The organism is Massilia oculi (assembly GCF_017582745.1).
Classification (GTDB): Bacteria; Pseudomonadota; Gammaproteobacteria; order Burkholderiales; family Burkholderiaceae_D; genus Telluria; species Telluria oculi_A.
The window spans coordinates 88,593-104,794 of sequence record NZ_JAFVIM010000012.1 but is presented as its reverse complement, the minus strand read 5'-3'; the positions used below and the strand labels follow the sequence as shown (position 1 = coordinate 104,794).

14 protein-coding genes are annotated in these 16,202 nt (G+C 67.8%); 11 read left to right on the top strand and 3 right to left on the bottom strand.

Annotation, left to right across the window (positions count from 1 at the left end):
• Positions 1 to 58: 58 nt before the first annotated feature.
• Both J3U95_RS15365 and J3U95_RS15360 read right to left on the bottom strand, forming a co-directional pair.
• The gene (locus tag J3U95_RS15365) at positions 59 to 1,207 is read right to left on the bottom strand and encodes a serine hydrolase domain-containing protein (protein WP_208279438.1); all 1,149 of its coding nucleotides are present in this window, start codon (positions 1,205 to 1,207) and stop codon (positions 59 to 61) included.
• Between the two features lie 91 nt (positions 1,208 to 1,298).
• Positions 1,299 to 2,405, bottom strand: coding sequence for a porin (locus tag J3U95_RS15360; RefSeq protein ID WP_208279437.1), 1,107 nt, complete (start codon positions 2,403 to 2,405; stop codon positions 1,299 to 1,301).
• Positions 2,406 to 2,582: 177 nt separating this feature from the next.
• On the opposite strand from J3U95_RS15360, the gene J3U95_RS15355 reads away from it, so the two are divergent.
• From J3U95_RS15355 to mnhG, 8 genes are all read left to right on the top strand, one after another.
• Complete coding sequence (locus J3U95_RS15355; RefSeq protein WP_208279435.1) at positions 2,583 to 3,125, top strand: hypothetical protein; 543 nt, start codon at positions 2,583 to 2,585, stop codon at positions 3,123 to 3,125.
• Positions 3,126 to 3,277: 152 nt separating this feature from the next.
• Positions 3,278 to 4,159, top strand: coding sequence for a universal stress protein (locus tag J3U95_RS15350; RefSeq protein WP_208279434.1), 882 nt, complete (start codon positions 3,278 to 3,280; stop codon positions 4,157 to 4,159).
• A 60-nt stretch (positions 4,160 to 4,219) separates the two neighbouring features.
• Entirely contained in the window at positions 4,220 to 7,132 is a 2,913-nt protein-coding gene (locus tag J3U95_RS15345) for a monovalent cation/H+ antiporter subunit A (protein ID WP_208279432.1), read from the top strand.
• Positions 7,132 to 7,476 carry a Na+/H+ antiporter subunit C gene (locus tag J3U95_RS15340; protein WP_208279431.1) on the top strand — a complete coding sequence of 115 codons (345 nt, stop codon included), beginning with the start codon at positions 7,132 to 7,134 and terminating at the stop codon, positions 7,474 to 7,476. Before J3U95_RS15345 ends, J3U95_RS15340 begins: the two co-directional genes overlap by 1 nt.
• Complete coding sequence (locus J3U95_RS15335) at positions 7,473 to 9,143, top strand: monovalent cation/H+ antiporter subunit D (RefSeq protein WP_208279429.1); 1,671 nt, start codon at positions 7,473 to 7,475, stop codon at positions 9,141 to 9,143. The genes J3U95_RS15340 and J3U95_RS15335 overlap by 4 nt, the downstream gene beginning before the upstream one ends.
• Positions 9,140 to 9,670 carry a Na+/H+ antiporter subunit E gene (locus tag J3U95_RS15330; protein ID WP_208279427.1) on the top strand — a complete coding sequence of 177 codons (531 nt, stop codon included), beginning with the start codon at positions 9,140 to 9,142 and terminating at the stop codon, positions 9,668 to 9,670. The genes J3U95_RS15335 and J3U95_RS15330 overlap by 4 nt, the downstream gene beginning before the upstream one ends.
• Positions 9,654 to 9,932, top strand: a complete 279-nt coding sequence (locus tag J3U95_RS15325; RefSeq protein WP_123068470.1) for a K+/H+ antiporter subunit F — start codon at positions 9,654 to 9,656, stop codon at positions 9,930 to 9,932. Before J3U95_RS15330 ends, J3U95_RS15325 begins: the two co-directional genes overlap by 17 nt.
• A complete protein-coding gene (gene mnhG / locus J3U95_RS15320; protein ID WP_208279425.1) occupies positions 9,929 to 10,300 on the top strand; it encodes a monovalent cation/H(+) antiporter subunit G in 372 nt (123 codons plus the stop codon). Before J3U95_RS15325 ends, mnhG begins: the two co-directional genes overlap by 4 nt.
• Before the next feature lie 18 nt (positions 10,301 to 10,318).
• Here mnhG and J3U95_RS15315 read toward each other — a convergent pair whose 3' ends face one another.
• Entirely contained in the window at positions 10,319 to 10,879 is a 561-nt protein-coding gene (locus tag J3U95_RS15315; RefSeq protein WP_208279423.1) for a putative glycolipid-binding domain-containing protein, read from the bottom strand.
• 316 nt (positions 10,880 to 11,195) lie between these two features.
• Here J3U95_RS15315 and J3U95_RS15310 point away from each other — a divergent pair, with 316 nt between their 5' ends.
• The 3 genes from J3U95_RS15310 (at position 11,196) to J3U95_RS15300 (ending at position 16,195) form a co-directional block, all read left to right on the top strand.
• Complete coding sequence (locus tag J3U95_RS15310; RefSeq protein ID WP_229519864.1) at positions 11,196 to 11,729, top strand: gluconokinase; 534 nt, start codon at positions 11,196 to 11,198, stop codon at positions 11,727 to 11,729.
• A 131-nt stretch (positions 11,730 to 11,860) separates the two neighbouring features.
• Positions 11,861 to 14,866: a TonB-dependent receptor plug domain-containing protein gene (locus J3U95_RS15305; protein ID WP_208279421.1), complete on the top strand. Its 3,006-nt coding sequence runs from the start codon at positions 11,861 to 11,863 to the stop codon at positions 14,864 to 14,866.
• Between the two features lie 12 nt (positions 14,867 to 14,878).
• On the top strand, positions 14,879 to 16,195 hold the full coding sequence (locus J3U95_RS15300; protein WP_208279420.1) for a gluconate:H+ symporter: 1,317 nt from the start codon (positions 14,879 to 14,881) through the stop codon (positions 16,193 to 16,195).
• Positions 16,196 to 16,202 lie beyond the last annotated feature (7 nt).

Genomic DNA, 16,202 nt, shown 5'->3' with positions numbered 1-16,202 from the left:
CGGTTTTCGCCCATCGTACCAGTCCCCGCTTTTCAGGCGGGCACGGATGCCCGGCGCCTCAGGGCCTGGATGCGCCGTACCAGCCGTATTCCCAGCGCCATGGCATGTCGTTCTCGCCCAGCGCCAGGCGCGCGATCTCGGGGAAGATGCGTTCGGCGCGCACGTCGTTGGACAGCATCACCAGGCAGCGCCGGCGCGCCTCCAGGCAGATCGCCATATTCCCGGTGCTGTCGTTGTGCCCGCCCTTGAACCATCCGGCGCCGCCGCGATCCTGGAAGGTGACCACGCCCAGGCCGGCCGCCAGCCCCGCTACCGGCGCGCCGGGCCGCGACACCAGGGTCGGGAACTGGCCGGCGCTCAGGATCGGCAGCTGCGGGCGCACCATCTCGGCGCGCAGCGCCGGGCTCAATCCATCGCCGCGCACGAGCGCCGCCCACATGCGCGCCTGGTCGGCGATCGTGGTGTCCATCGAGCCGGCGGCGGTGACGGCGCTGCGCTGGTCGTGCGGCTCCATCTTGCCCTCCATGGTGTAGCCGTCGGCCAGGTTGGCGGCGAAGTCCGGCCGCCAGCGCATGCTGGTATTGGGCATGCCCAGGCGGTCGAACACGCGCATCTGCATCTCGCGGCCGGCGTCGAGCCCCAGGCCCTGCTCGACGATCAGCTGCAGGATGTACATGCCTTCGGCCGAATAGGCATAGCGCGCGCCGGGGTCGAAGTGAAAGCGCAGCTTTTCGTCCGGCTCGAGCCAGCGGAAGTTGGCGAAGCCGCCCGCATGCGTGAGCAGGATGCGCGGGGTGAGCCGGCGCCAGCGTTCATCCAGCGCCAGGTCGCTGAAATCCCTGCGTTCGCCAAGCCGGTAGTCGGGCAAGGGCTTGGGCAGCAGCCGCGTGAGCGGGGCGTCGAGATCGAGCCGGCCTTCGCTGGCCAGCTGCAGCAGCATGTAGGCGAAGGCGGTCTTGGTCAGCGAGGCGCCGTACATGACCGTGTCAGGCTCCAGCGGCAGGTCGCGCTCCAGATTGCGCTTGCCGTAGGTCGCGACCTTGACCACCTGGCCCTCGTCGATCAGCGCCAGCGCCAGTCCCACCACCTGCCCGCGCGCCATCAGGACCTCGACGTCGCGGTCCGTGAGGCCCGGGTCGGGCCCGCGCGATGCGCTCGAACAGCTGACAACCAACAGCGACACGACCGCCACCAACAGTGCTCTCATCGGTTTCTCCCTGGTTGAGTTCCCGTACGGACGACGGGATAACCAAGTGTAGCGCCGAGCCCGGCGCCGGACAATCGCCATGCCGGGTGGATCAGAAGCTGTGGCGCAGCCCGAGCGTGGCACCCTTCAAGGTCGCGCCGGGCGCCGCGCCCAGGCTGTTGATGGCGAAGTCGTAGCCGCCGTTCTCCTCGTTGTCGAGATGGGTGACGTAGGCATGCAGCGCGGTGCGCTTCGACAGCAGGTATTCGTAGCCGAGCGTGACGTGGGTGGCGCCGGTGCGTGCGCCGCCACGGATGAAGCCGACCCGGTTGCCGCTAGCGCCCTTGCCGTCGCCCTTTCCATCACCAGCATGCGCCAGAGCGAGGCGCAGGCCGTGGGCGCCGAGTTGATGGGTGACCGAGACATACCAGGCATTGCGATCCAGGCCGCCTGCAGGCGTCTCGTATTCGAGGCGCTCGGCCAGCAGCGCCACCCGGGTGTCACCGAAGCGCCGCGCCACGGCCAGCTTGGTGCCGCTGTCGCTCAATCCCGGCCCCTGGTATTCGTGGTGCCGCTCGTGGGCCAGCGTCGCATACCACGGCCCCTGCTCATAGACCATCGCGGCCGAGGTCAGGGATGGCTTGGCGCCGCTGGCCGGGCGTTCCTCGGCCAGGCCGTGCGTCAGGCGCAGGCCGATACCCTTCCAGGGCCGGGTCCAGTAATGAATGGAGTTGGCCTGGCGCCGGTCGAAGGAAGACAGGTTGTTCACGTTGTCGACCGCCGCCCCGGCGCCGTTGCCGATGATGCTCATATAACCGGCGGTAGTCGGATAGAAAGGGTCGAGGCTCGCCGTCGCGCCGTTGTAGGCGGTAACCCAGTGACCGGCGAACAGCGTGCCGAAGCCGCCATCGAGGCCGACCCGGGTATCGCGGCGCGCGAGCTCACCCGCGCCGGTATCGAGCGACAGCGTGCCCTCGACCTGGAAGATGGCGCTGACCCCGCCGCCCAGGTCTTCGCTGCCGCGAAAACCCAGCACCGAGCGGTTGTTCGAGACCCGCTGCTGGCTCAGGCGCGGACCGTCGGCAGTGGCGGACGCCTTCACGTATTCGGCCGACACGTTCAGGCGGCCATAGAGCTGGACCTGGGTCTGGGCCTGGGTCTGGGCGGCGGCGGCGCATGCCACGAACGCCAGCGCACTGCGGCGCAAGTATTTACTCATCGAAGACTCTCCTTGCCAGAATTGTCGGCCACGGGCCCCATCCCGGCCTATCCCCAATCGAGGGGAGATCGATCCCCCTAAACGTGTTGGTTTTACGCCGCTTTACATTTCCCGCCCTGCGCCGCACGGTCCGCCCGGCCGTTAATCATGGACGAAAACCTGAAACAGGAAACGACCATGATCGACAGCATCGGCGGCGCCAGCGCCGCACAGGCGGCATATGCCCCACCCCCGAAGAAGAACGATGAAGCGGCGCCTGGCCCGGCCACCACAGTCACGTCCCCGGACGCCGAGGCGACGCCACCGGCGCCCACCCAAAGCGCCGAGTCGGCGGCGGCGGCGCGCCTGGGCGACGAATTGAATGCCCAGGCCGACGCCGCGCGCGTGCAGCGCGCCGTGGACGCATCGCCGGCATCGGCCACGGCGTCAAGCGAGGACAGTGACGCGGTCGAGGAAACCGGAAGCGCCCAGGCCCCGGCCGCGGCGGCGCCAGCACCGGCTGGCGGCGCCGGGGCCGCTGGGGGCGCAGCGGCGTCCTCGGAGACCACCGACACCGACTACATCGCCGAAGCCGACACCAATTCGGACAAGACGGTCAGCGACGAGGAACGCGCCGCCTATGAGGCCAAGCTGCGCGAGCAGAACGAAAAGCAGGCCGAGGTGCGCGCCGCGTATGGACAGGACGAAGGAAACGCTCCGGCCCTCGAGATCACCGCCTGACGCAGAAATCCGGGTCGACGATGCGCGAAAATGCTGCACTGCACCCGGAGTTATACGAAGTAAATTCAAAATAACTGAAGAAACGCGTTGTAGTCAGGTCGTCAACTACGGTAGAGTGTCGCCTTCCGAGAAGACTTTCCATGAGGCGGCGCATGCCAGACCCTAGCCCGACTACGCCCCCCGGATTGTTGCTTGCGACGGACCTGAGCGCCCGCTGCGACCGGCCCCTGGAACGCGCCAAGCAGCTGGCCGACGAATTTTCAATACCGCTGGTGGTCCTGACGGTGCACGACGCACCCCAGGCGCCCGGCGAAGTGCTCCAATGGCTCGACGGAGACGCCGGCCGCGCGCACCAGGAAGGCGCGGCGCGCGCGGAGTTCGCGCGCGAATTCGCCGGCTCGCCCCTGCAGGCCACCCAGCGTTTCGCCACCGGTCCGGCCGCCGCCGCCATCCTCGACAGCGCGGCCACCCTGCCCGGCGCCATCGTGGTCGCCGGCGCCTCGCAGCACGACAGCCTGGGCGACCTGCTGCTCGGCTCCACCGTCGAGAAACTGGCGCGCGGCCTGGCGCAGCCGCTGCTGGTGGTGCGCCAGCGCGTGCGCGGCCCCTACCGCCGCATCATGGTCGCGACCGACTTCACGCCGGCGTCGAACCTGGCGCTGGAAACGGCGGCGCGCCTGTTCCCAGGGCGCCGGATCACCGTGTTCCACGCCCATGACGCTGATACTCTGGCGCCGGATGCGCCGCCCCATGCGGAGCTGATCCGCTTCCTGGACGGCTGCGCGCTGCCGCCCGGCGCCCGCGAGCTGCTCGACCCGGTGATCGGCGAAGGCGAACCCGCCTCCCAGCTTGCGCGCCATGTAGTGGATAATAGTATCGATCTGGTCGTGCTCGGCCTGCATGAAGAATCGGCGCTGATGCGCCTCCTGACCGGTAGCCGCAGTGAATACCTGCTGCAGGCAGTCGTGTGCGACACGCTGCTTGTGCGTCCCCCTGTGCGCCCTGGAGAATATGATGAGAATGAGAAAACCTGAAATCGCCCTGCGCCTCTGCGCGCGTCGCTACATGTCGCACTGCCCCGAAGGATGATGTCGATGACCTCACTGCCACTGATCCTGCTCGTCCTTCTTCCCTTCACCGGCGCCTTCGTCTCCGCCTGCCTGCCCAATGGGTCGCGCAACCGTCCCGCCATCGCGGCCGGCGTGTTTACCCTGACGGCCCTCGTCTTCGCCATTTCCCAGTTCCCCGCCCTCGATGCCGGCGAGGTGCTGCAGTCGCGCCACAGCTGGCTGCCGATGTTCGGCCTCGACATCATCATCCGCATGGACGGCCTGGCCTGGCTGTTCTCGATCATGGTGCTCGGCATCGGCCTATTGGTGATCCTGTACGCGCGCTACTACATGTCCAAGCGCGACCCGGTCGCGCGCTTCTACGCCTACATGCTGGCCTTCATGGGCTCGATGATGGGCGTGGTCCTGTCCGGCAACCTGATCCAGCTGGTGGTGTTCTGGGAACTCACCAGCCTCACGTCCTTCCTGCTGATCGGCTACTGGCAGGAGAGCAACGACGCCCGCCGAGGCGCGCGCATGGCCTTCACCGTCACCACCGCCGGCGGCCTGTGCCTGCTGGCCGGCGTGCTCACGCTCGGCCATATCGTCGGCAGTTACGAACTCGAGGCCGTGCTGGCGGCCGGCGACCAGATCCGCGCCCACGCGCTCTACCTGCCGGCGCTGGTGCTGATCGCGCTCGGCGCGCTGACCAAGAGCGCGCAGTTCCCGTTCCACTTCTGGCTGCCGCACGCGATGGCGGCGCCGACCCCGGTGTCGGCCTACCTGCACTCGGCCACCATGGTCAAGGCCGGGGTGTTCCTGCTCACGCGCCTGTACCCGGCCCTCGGCGGCACGCCGGAATGGACCTGGATCATCGTCGGCGCCGGCGCCACCACCCTGGCGCTGGCCTCGTTCTTCGCGATCTTCCAGAACGACATGAAGGGGCTGCTGGCCTACTCGACCATCAGCCACCTGGGCCTGATCACCTGCCTGCTGGGCATCGGCACCCCGCTGTCGGTGGTGGCGGCGGTGTTCCACATCATGAACCATGCGATCTTCAAGGCTTCGCTGTTCATGGCGGTCGGCATCGTCGACCACGAGACCGGCACGCGCGACATGCGCGTGCTGCGCGGATTGCGCAAGGCGATGCCGGTGACGGCCGCGCTGGCGATCGTGGCCTCGGCCTCGATGGCCGGGGTGCCGCTGCTGAACGGCTTCCTGTCGAAGGAGATGTTCTTCGCCGAGACCGCCCACGTGGGCGGCAGCGACGACTGGACCCTGTCCTATGTGGCGGTGGCGATGGGCATCTTCAGCGTCGCCTACTCGCTGCGCTTCATCAGCGTGTTCTTCGGCCGCCTGGCGAAAGACCTGCCGCAAGAGCCGCACGAGCCGGCGCGCTGGATGCGCTTCCCGGTCGAGTGCCTGGTGGTGCTGTGCATCGCGGTCGGCGTGATGCCCGAGCGCGTGGTCGGCGACGTGCTGGCCGTGGCATCGGGCTCGGTGCTGGGCGCCGCCATGCCGGAATACGACCTGGCGATCTGGCACGGCTTCAACCTGGCGCTCGGGATGAGCGGCGCCGCGCTGGTGCTGGGCGCCCTGCTGTACTGGGTCCTGCTGCGCCGCCACGACCTGCGCGAGCGCACCGAGGTGCCGGTGCTGCACCGCCTGAAGGGCGCGCAGGCCTACGAGAACACCATGCTGGCGCTGTCGACCGGCGCCAGCGCATTGATCCGTTGGACCGGCACCCGCCGCCTGCAGCCGCAAATGCTGGTGCTGATGGCCTTCATGGTGGCCACGCCGCTGCTGCTGGTCGATCCGTTGCCGGCGATCCCGACCCTGAGCGTGCATGCGCTCGATCCGCTGTTCGCGGTGCTGTGGATCATCGGCGCCGGCTGCGCGCTGGGCGCTGCCTACAACGCCAAATACCACCGCCTGGTGGCGCTGGCCCTGGTCGGCGGCACCGGCATCGTGACCGCGATTACCTTCGTCTGGCTGTCGGCGCCCGACCTCGCGCTGACCCAACTGATGGTGGAAACCGTGACCACGGTGCTGATCCTGCTCGGCCTGCGCTGGCTGCCGCCGCGCTTCGCCCCGGCAGGACTCAAGGAAAGGGCGCCGGCCAGCACCTGGTTCCGGCGCGGGCGCGACAGCTTCATCGCCGTCGCCGGCGGCCTGGGCATCGCCGCCGCCAGCTATGCGGTCCTGAGCCTGTCCCCGCCGCCCTCGATCGGCGAATTCTTCGTGCTGCGCGCGCTCACCGAAGGCGGCGGCTCGAACGTGGTCAACGTGCTGCTGGTCGACTTCCGCGGCTTCGACACCATGGGTGAAATCACCGTGCTGTCGGCCGTGGCCTTGACCGTGTACGCGCTGCTGCGCCGCTTCCGCCCCGCCACCGAATCGATCGCGATTCCGGTGCAGCAGGCCAGCGACGTCGATCCGGCCGTCACCCAGACGCCGGCCGAGCAGGCCAGCACCGGCTACCTGATGGTGCCGGCCGTCTACCTGCGCATGCTGCTGCCGGTGATGGGCGTGATGGCGGCCTACTTCTTCATGCGCGGCCATAACCTGCCGGGCGGCGGCTTCGTCGCCGGCCTGATCTTCGCCACCGCCTTGATCGTGCAGTACATGGTGGCCGGCACCGACTGGGTCGAGTCGCACCTGCGCCTGCGTCCGCACCGCTGGATCGCCTGGGGCCTGACGTGCGCCGCCTTCACCGGCATCGGCGCCTGGTTCCTCGGCTACCCGTTCCTGACCAGCCATACCGCCCACGTCACGCTGCCGATCCTGGACGAGATCCACATCCCGAGCGCCTTCATGTTCGACCTGGGCGTGTTCCTGGTGGTGGTCGGTTCCACCATGCTGACCCTGGTCGCGCTGGCCCACCAGTCGCTGCGCAGCCACCGCGCGGCGGCCGACGCCACGCGCGCCACCATCCCGCCCGCCAAGGAGATCTTCTGATGGAGCTCGTCATTTCGCTCGCCATCGGCATCGTGTTCGGCTCCGGCATCTGGCTGATCCTGCGTCCGCGCAGCTTCCAGGTGCTCTCGGGCCTGATGCTGATGTCGTATGCCGTCAACCTGTTCATTTTCATCATGGGCCGCCTGTGGGTCGACGCCCCGCCGCTCACGCCCGCCGGCACGACGCCCAACCCGGCCCTGCTGGCCGACCCGCTGCCGCAAGCCCTGGTGCTCACGGCCATCGTCATCGGCTTTGCCACCACCGCGCTGTACCTGGTGGTGATGATCGGTTCGCGCGGCTTGACCGGCACCGACCACGTGGATGGCAAGGAGCCTGAATTATGAGTTTGCACTGGACCCAGCACCTGATCCTGGTGCCGGTATTGCTGCCGCTGCTGGTGGGCGCCGCCCTGGCCCCGCTGACGCAGGGCTGGCACCGCCTGAAGTACTGGCTCAGCTACGCCTCGCTGCTGGGCCTCCTGGCCACGGCGCTGGCGCTGATCTTCATGACCGACGGCGGCCACTGGCAGGACGGCATGGGCATCTACCTGGCCGCCAACTGGAGCGCGCCGTTCGGCATCGCCCTGCTGGCCGACCGCCTGAGCGCCCTGATGCTGCTGCTCACAGCGGTGCTCGGCCTGGCCTCGCTGCATTTCACCCGCACCCGCTGGGGCCGGATCGGCGTGCATTACCACACGCTGTTCCAGTTCCTGCTCATGGGGATCAACGGCGCCTTCCTGACCCACGACCTGTTCAACCTGTTCGTGTTCTTCGAAGTGATGCTGGCCGCGTCCTATGGCCTGGTGCTGCACGGGTATAACGCCGAGCGCATCCGCGCCAGCATGCAGTACATCGCGATCAACCTGGCCGCCGCCCTGCTGTTCCTGCTCGGCACCGCGCTGATCTACGCCACCACCGGCACCCTGAACATGGCCGACCTGGCCGCGCGCGTGCCGCTGCTGTCGGGCGAGGAACTGGCCCTGTTCAAGGTTGGCGCCAGCGTGCTGGCGCTGGCCTTCCTGACCAAGGGCGCCATGTGGCCGCTGGGCTTCTGGCTGCCCACCACCTATGCCGCGGCCTCGCCGCCGGTGGCGGTGATGCTGGTCCTGATGACCAAGGTCGGCGCCTACGTCATCCTGCGCCTGTGGCTGCTGATCTTTTCAAGCAACGCGGGCGCCGCCGCCGGCTTCGGCGGCGACGCGCTGCTGTATGCCGGCATGGCGACCATCGTGTTCGGCGCCGCCGGCATGCTGTCGACCGACACCGCCGGCCGCATGGCGGGCTATGGCGCGATCGTCTCGTCCGGCACCCTGCTGGCGGTGATCGGCTACGGCCAGCCGACCCTGGTCACGGCCGGCATCTACTACCTGATCGGCTCCACCATCGCGGTGGCCGCCTTCCTGCTGCTGATCGAGCTGATCGACCGCATCCGCACTCCGCGCTCGGCGATGCTGGCGCTGACCATGGAAGCGTTCGCGGTCGAGGATGCGCCGGACGAGCCGACCGGCCGCGGCGTGCCGGCCGCGATGGCCTTCCTGTCGCTGGCCTTCGCCGCCTGCGCGCTGATGATCGCCGGGCTGCCGCCGCTGTCCGGCTTCGTGGCCAAGTTCGGCATGTTCCATGCGCTGCTCAATCCGCAGGCCGGCGCGGTGTCGGGCGCCGCCACGATCTCCACGTCCGGCTGGGTCCTGATGGCCCTGATCATCGTCTCGGGCCTGATCGCCGTGATCTCGATGATGCGCTTCGGCGTGCGCACCTTCTGGGCCAGCGGCGCCACCGAGCCGCCCAAGGTGCACCGCTCCGAAGTGGCGCCGATCCTGTTCCTGCTGGCGCTGTCGGTCCTGATGACCGTGCAGGCCAATCCGCTGTTCGGCTACCTGACCCGCGCCAGCGACGACATCCACCGTCCGGGCGGCTATATCGGCCGCGTGCTGGCCGAGCCGACCGTGCCGGGGCCGGGCTCCGCGCCCGGCCTCGCGCCCGCGACCCTCTCGCCCAAGGAGGCGCCATGACGCGCTGGCTACCCTATCCCTTCGTGTCGCTGGCGCTGTGCGTCCTGTGGCTGCTGCTGAACCAGACCCTGTATCCGGGCCACATCCTGCTCGGCGCGCTGCTCGGCATCGCCGGTCCGATCCTGACCCGCCACCTCAACCCGCTGGGCTACCCGCGCCTGCGCAAGCCCATCGTCGCGCTGCGCCTGCTTGGCTTCGCCTCGGTCGAGGTGGTGCGCTCCTGCCTCAATGTGAGCAAGGTCATCCTGTTCGCCGACTATGCCAACCTGAACTCGCAGTTCATCCGCGTGCCGCTCGACATGCGCGACCCGTACGGCCTGGCGGCGCTGTCCTGCCTGATCAACATGACGCCGGGTACGGTGTGGACCGAGCTGCAGCCCAGGGGCGATTCCGGCAACCACGAGCTGGTGCTGCACGTGTTCGACCTGCACGACGCCGCGTGGTGGGTCGACACCATCAAGACCCGCTACGAACAGCCCCTCATTCAAATCTTCGACACGGAGGCCCGCCATGGCGACCCTGCTTGAACTATCGATCGGCTACGCCCTCGTGTGCGTGCTGGCGGCCATGGCGCTGTGCGCCGCCCGCCTGCTGATCGGCCCCTCGGCCCACGACCGCGTGCTGGCCCTCGACACCCTCTGGATGTGCGGCATGCTGCTGGCCCTGGTGCTGGGCATCCGCTTCGGGACCCAGATCTATTTTGAAGTGGCGATGCTGATCGCGCTGGTCGGCTTCGTCTCGACCATCGCGATGGCGAAGTTCCTGATGCGCGGGGAGATCATCGAATGACCGGCATCGAACACCTGCCCGACTGGGCCGCCCTGCTGGTCTCGCTGCTGCTGATCCTGGGCGCCAGCATCATCCTGATCGGCGCGCTCGGCCTGATCCGCCTGCGCACCTTCTACCAGCGCATCCACGGCCCGGCGATCACGATCACGCTGGGCGCCGGCAGCCTCCTGATCGCCTCGATGCTCTACTTTACCGTGGCGCAGTCGCGCGTGGTGGTGCACGAGATCATCATCACCGTGTTCGTGCTCCTGACCGCGCCGGTGGTGGCGATGATGATCATGCGCGCCGCCGTCTACCGCGACCTGCGCGCGAAGAAGGGCGACGCCGGCGCCACCGCGGGCGAGGTGTACACCATCTCGCGCGAATAGCGCCAGCGCCGGCGCCGCTCAGTCCAGGCGCCGGAACAGGCCCGGATAGTGCACGACCAGGCCATCGGCATCGGTCTCGATGTCGGCCTGGAAGGGATCCGACAGGCTCTCGAAGCGGTAGCGGCCCCCGCCCAGCAAGGTATAGGCCTGGCGCGAGGGCATCACGGCCGCCCCGGGCAAGATGACGTAGGCCACCCGGATTTCGTGGCGCTCGCGCAGGGCCTCGCCCAGGCGCCGGATCGGCAAGGTATTGGTGAACGGCGTGCACGTCAGGTCGACGTCGATGCAGCCGTCCAGCGCCGGCAGCGGCGCGCCATCCGGGCCGCTCCATCTTCCTTCGCCATCGGCGCGCAGCAGCAGGTGCGCGCCGCCGGCCATCCTGGCCTCGACCTGGCGCACCCGCCAGCGCGTATCGCAATGGACCGCGTAGCTGCAGCCGAACAGCCTGCCCTCGTACTGAATACCGGATTCCGGCCCGATCACCACGCCTTCGGCGACGATGCCTTGCGGCGTGCCGCGGAGCGCGACGTATTCCAGGCCGTTTCCTTCTTCCGTCGCCCAGCGCAAACCGCGTTCCATGGTCATCCTCGCTTTCCGCGTGCGTGATCGGTTCCAACATAGCCGATTCCGCTCACGCGCACATGGCGCCGTCGAGTAAATACAACATCGCGAAAAAATAGATTGCGCGCCGCAACAATGTTAGCGCTATCAGATTTTCATGGTGCTTCCTGAGTGAAAAACCGTTGGGTCCGCCATTTGCGCCCACCGCAAAGCGGCAAAACCGGCCCCGGATCACATTGCATTGCAACATCGATAACGTGTTTACAAAAAAAATTAGCTGAACAACACTCCGAGAAACGCGATGTTAGCGCTAACGGTCTTTCGAGGAGAAACGATGTCAGCTTCAAGCGTCAACACCCCGTCCCAACCCTCCGGCGCCCTGCGCTGGGTCGTCATGGGCGTCAGCGGATCGGGCAAGAGCACGGTCGGCGCCGCCCTGGCCAGCCACTTCGCCGTTCCCTTCCTGGAAGGCGACGCCTACCACCCCGCCAGCAACGTCAGCAAGATGTCGGCCGGCATCCCGCTCGACGACGATGACCGCGCCGGCTGGCTGGACGCGCTGGCGGGCGAGATCGGCCAGGCCCGCAGCCGGGGCGAAGGCCTGGTGCTGTCCTGCTCGGCCCTCAAGCGGCGCTACCGCGACCTGCTGCGCATGGCCGATCCGGCGCTGCGCTTCGTGCACCTGGCCGGGCCGCGCGAGCTGATCGCCGTGCGCATGCAAGGCCGCCCCGGCCACTACATGCCGCCCTCGCTGCTCGATTCGCAGCTGAGCATCCTGGAGCCGCTCCAGGCCGACGAAACCGGCCTCACGCTGGACATCACCCTGGCGCCGTCGGCGCTGGTGGAAAGCATTACCCGAAGCGCCTGAACCACGACGTCCGAACCACGGCCCTGGCACCGGGGTTCGGCGAGATTCATCGCAAGCAGCCAGTTGCAAGCTGTCGCGCAGCCGACCATAGAGACGGCGCGCTCCCATACAACAAGCATCGAGGAGACATCATGCGTACACCAGTTCAACGGACTCTCATCAGCCTGGCCGTGGCCAGCGCCTGCTGGAGCGTGGGCATCGCCCACGCCCAGCAGGCGCAGCCAGAACCCGACACCCCGGCCGCCACCGCCGACGCCGCGGCGCAAACCGCGCCCGCCGACGCGGCTCCGTCCCCTGCGCAGGCCACGCCCGCGAGCGGGGAAGCCTCCAACGTCGTGCGCATCTCCGGCTCGCGCATCGCCGCGCGCGGCTTCACCATGCCGACGCCGACCACCAGCCTCACCAGCGCCGACCTGGAGAAATCGGCCAAGCCGAACCTGTTCAACACCCTGGCCGAACTGCCGGCCCTGCAGGGCAGCACCGGCCGCACCACCAGCACCAACAGTACCAGCAGCGGCATCCAGGGCCTGTCTTCGCTGAGCCTGCGCGGCCTGGGCACGATCCGGACCCTGACCCTGCTCGACGGCCAGCGCGTGGTCGGCGCCAACGTCACCGGCGTGACCGACGTCAGCCAGTTCCCGCAGCTGCTGGTCAAGCGCGTCGACGTGGTCACCGGCGGCGCCTCGGCGTCGTATGGCTCGGACGCGGTGGGCGGCGTGGTCAACTTCGTCACCGACAAAAAATTCACCGGCTTCAAGGCCCACGTCCAGGGCGGCCAGACCAAGTACGACGACGACCGCGGCGGCAGCGTGCAGGCGGCCTGGGGCAAGGCGTTCCTGAACGACCGCTTCCACGTGACGGCCAGCGCCGAGTTCACGAAGGAAAACGGCATCGAGTCGCCCGGCTTCGGCGGCAAGGGCCCGAACGGCCGCACCTGGTACCAGAACCCGGCCTACTCGGTGCGTCCTTTGAGCCAGACCGGCGACGGGCTGCCGCAATACCGCGTAATCGAGCAGGCGCAGCAATACCAGTACGCCAAGTACGGCCTGATCACCAGCGGCCCGCTGCAGGGCACGGCCTTCGGCGCGGGCGGCGTTCCCTACCAGTTCCAGTACGGTTCCAACGGCCGGCCGACCGGCACCGGCGCCGTCACCAATTGCATCAACCCGTTCTGCATCGGCGGCGACTTGAGCGGCAGCGTGGGCTCGGGCACCAACCTGGCGATGAACTTCAAGCGCCAGGTGGCCTATACCCGCATGTCGTTCGACATCAATCCCGACCACCAGCTCTACTTCACCGCCAACTACGGCAAGGTGGACTCGCGCTTCTCGCCCAACCCGGGCGCGGCCAAGAACGCGAACCTGAACATCCAGTGCTCGAACCCCTTCCTGCCGGCGTCGATCGTCGATGCCTGCGCGCGCAACAACATCACGAGCTTCCAGTACGGCACCTCGAACGCGGTCTTCCCCGAGAACATCGACGTCCAGCCGACCCGCACCCAGCGCCGCTTCGTGCTCGGCGCCGAGGGCAAGTTCGCCCTGTTCGGCAAGGACTGGTCGTACGACGCCTATGTGACCCACGGCGAGAACAAGACCAATCTCGACGCCTTCAACATGACGCTCAACGCGCGCTACAACAATGCGATCGATGCGGTGCGCGCGCCGGACGGCCGCATCGTCTGCCGCAATCCGGTGGCCGCGGCGTCGGGCTGCGTGCCGCTCAACATCATCGGCGACAACCCGATCGATCCGGCCGCCTGGGCCTATATCGCGCCGGCCAACGGCCCGCGCCAGCGCACCACGCAAAGCCAGGACGTCGGCAGCTTCAACATCAACGGCGAACTGTTCGAAGGCTGGGCCGGCCCGATCTCGCTGGCGACGGGCGCCGAATACCGGCGCGAGAAATACCGCGTGCGCGGCGACGCCTATGGCAACGGCGTGACGCCGGATTCGCCGAACAACGCGATGTACCCAAGCGACCCGCTGCTCAATACCACCGTCGGCAACAACTGGTACGCCGGTAACTTCCACAACGGCGAAGGCAGCTACAACGTGCGCGAAGCCTACGTGGAGCTGAACATCCCGGTGTTCAAGTCCGAGACCTGGGGCGAGGCCAACCTGAATCTGGCCGACCGCGAGACCAAGTACAGCACCGCCGGCAGCGTGGGCAGCTGGAAGCTGGGCGCCACCTGGCAGACGCCGATCGACGGCCTGCGCCTGCGCGGCGTGACCTCGAAGGACGTGCGCGCGCCGAACCTGTCCGAGCTGTTCGCGGCGCCGGTGGTGGTCAACAACGTGGTCCAGTACCAGGGCAATACCATCAGCGTCCAGGAACGCACCGTCGGCAACACCGGCCTGCGTCCCGAGATCGCGCGCAACAACACCTTCGGCATCGTCCTGAGCCAGCCGAAGTGGGCGCCGGGCTTTTCCATCTCTGCCGACTACTTCGACATCGAAGTCAAGGGCGTGATCTCGGCGCTGACGATCCAGCAGGAAGTCGACCTGTGCGTGGCCGGCAACCAGGAAATCTGCCAGGCGATGGTGCTCAACAGCCCGGGCAACAACTACGTCACCGTGCAGAACTTCAACCTGGCCTCGCTGAAGGTCAAGGGCTTCGACCTCGAGACCGCCTACCGGACTGGCCTCGAGCGCTTGAACCTGCCGGGCCGCTTCACCTTCCGCGCGCTGGCCACCCGCAACCTGCACTACATCACCGAGTCGGGCGTGGTGGGCACCATTGCCGTGGATTCGGCCGGCTCGAACATGGGCAATACGCCGAAGTGGAAGGTGCTGGCGCAGCAGACCTGGGAGAACGACAAGCTGAGCTTCACGCTGACCGAACGCTGGTTCAGCGACGGCACCTACCGCAACGACTTCATCGAGTGCCAGACCAATTGCCCGATGTCGACGCTGATCCACCCGACCATCTACGACAACAAGATGAAGGGCGCGGCCTATCTCGACATCGGCGCCAGCTACAACCTGTCGAAGCAGTTGCAGGCCTACTTCAAGATCGACAACGTCACCGACCGCGCGCCGGAGGCGGCGCCCCAGACCAATGCCAGCTACGGCATCAATCCGGCACTGTACGACGTGGTTGGACGCACCTACCGGGTCGGCCTGCGCTACGGCTTCTGACGGGATTCCACCGTGTGGAATATCGTCTCCGTGCTGCTGGCGGTCGGCCTGCTGACGCTGTTGATCGCCTGGGGCAAGGTGCAGCCCCTGCTGGCCTTCGTGGCGGCATCGATCGCGGCGGCCCTGCTGCTCGGGGTGCCGCCGTCGAAGGTCCCGGGTGCGATCGAGAAAGGCATCGGCGACCTGCTCGGCTCCCTGGTGGTGATCATCTGCCTGGGCGCCGTGTTCGGCAAGCTGATCGCCGACAGCGGGGCCGCGCGCCGCATCGCCACCTGCCTGGTCGACGCGCTCGGGCCGTCGCGGATCCCGGTGGCGCTGACCGTCACCGGCTTCGTGGTCGGCATCCCGCTGTACTACAACGTCGGCTTCGTGCTGCTGGTGCCGCTGATCTTCTCGCTCGTCTACAGTTCGGGGCGGCCGGCGGTGGCGCTGGCGATCCCGCTGCTGGCCGGGCTGTCGATCGCCCACGGCTTCCTGCCGCCGCATCCTTCGCCGGTGGCGCTCGTCTCGGCAATCCACGCCGACATGGGCACCACGCTGCTGTACGGGATCGTGGTGGCGGTGCCGACGCTGATCATCGCCGGGCCCGTGTTCGCGATGTCGCTGCGCCGCATCGAAGCACAACCGGCGGCCATGTTCCAGGACGGTCGCGCAATGCAGGAAGGAGAACTGCCGGGCGTCTTCAACAGCTTCGCCACCGCGCTGCTGCCGGTGCTGCTGCTGGGAGCGACGACGGTGTTGATGATGGCGCGGCCGGACCTGAACGGCGCCGTGTCCTTCCTGGCCAATCCGCTGGTGGTGATGCTGGTGTCCTACGTGGTCGCGATCTGGACGCTGGGCCTGGCGCAGGGGCGGCGCTTCTCTACTGTGATGCAGGGCCCGGCGGAGGCGATGCGCGAGATCGCGCCGATCCTGTTGATCATCGCCGGCGCCGGCGCACTGAAGCAGGTGCTGGTGGAATCGGGCGTCAGCGCGGATCTCGGTGCGCTGCTGTCGAGCCTTCCGGTACCGCCGCTGGTGCTGGGCTGGTCGGTCGCCACGGTGATCCGCATCTGCCTCGGATCGGCCACGGTGGCCGGCGTGACGGCCGGCGGCATCGTGGCGCCACTGGTGCACAGCTCGGGCGTCGACCCCAACCTGATGGTGCTGGCCATCGGCGCGGGAAGCCTGATGTGCAGCCACGTCAACGATTCCGGCTTCTGGATGTTCAAGGAATATTTTGGCTTGTCCCTGAAGGATACCTTCCGCTCCTGGACCCTGATGGAGACCCTGGTGGGCGTGTTCGGCCTGCTGTTCGTGATGCTTCTGTCGCTGTTTTTGAATAGCTAAGGAAAAG

Coding starts and splice junctions, on each gene's coding strand:
- J3U95_RS15305 (WP_208279421.1), top strand. CDS start 11,861: ATGCGTACACCAGTTCAACGGACTCTCATCAGCCTGGCCGTGGCCAGC.
- J3U95_RS15350 (WP_208279434.1), top strand. CDS start 3,278: ATGCCAGACCCTAGCCCGACTACGCCCCCCGGATTGTTGCTTGCGACG.
- J3U95_RS15355 (WP_208279435.1), top strand. CDS start 2,583: ATGATCGACAGCATCGGCGGCGCCAGCGCCGCACAGGCGGCATATGCC.
- mnhG (WP_208279425.1), top strand. CDS start 9,929: ATGACCGGCATCGAACACCTGCCCGACTGGGCCGCCCTGCTGGTCTCG.
- J3U95_RS15325 (WP_123068470.1), top strand. CDS start 9,654: ATGGCGACCCTGCTTGAACTATCGATCGGCTACGCCCTCGTGTGCGTG.
- J3U95_RS15345 (WP_208279432.1), top strand. CDS start 4,220: ATGACCTCACTGCCACTGATCCTGCTCGTCCTTCTTCCCTTCACCGGC.
- J3U95_RS15360 (WP_208279437.1), bottom strand. CDS start 2,405: ATGAGTAAATACTTGCGCCGCAGTGCGCTGGCGTTCGTGGCATGCGCC.
- J3U95_RS15335 (WP_208279429.1), top strand. CDS start 7,473: ATGAGTTTGCACTGGACCCAGCACCTGATCCTGGTGCCGGTATTGCTG.
- J3U95_RS15365 (WP_208279438.1), bottom strand. CDS start 1,207: ATGAGAGCACTGTTGGTGGCGGTCGTGTCGCTGTTGGTTGTCAGCTGT.
- J3U95_RS15315 (WP_208279423.1), bottom strand. CDS start 10,879: ATGGAACGCGGTTTGCGCTGGGCGACGGAAGAAGGAAACGGCCTGGAA.
- J3U95_RS15310 (WP_229519864.1), top strand. CDS start 11,196: ATGTCAGCTTCAAGCGTCAACACCCCGTCCCAACCCTCCGGCGCCCTG.
- J3U95_RS15330 (WP_208279427.1), top strand. CDS start 9,140: ATGACGCGCTGGCTACCCTATCCCTTCGTGTCGCTGGCGCTGTGCGTC.
- J3U95_RS15340 (WP_208279431.1), top strand. CDS start 7,132: ATGGAGCTCGTCATTTCGCTCGCCATCGGCATCGTGTTCGGCTCCGGC.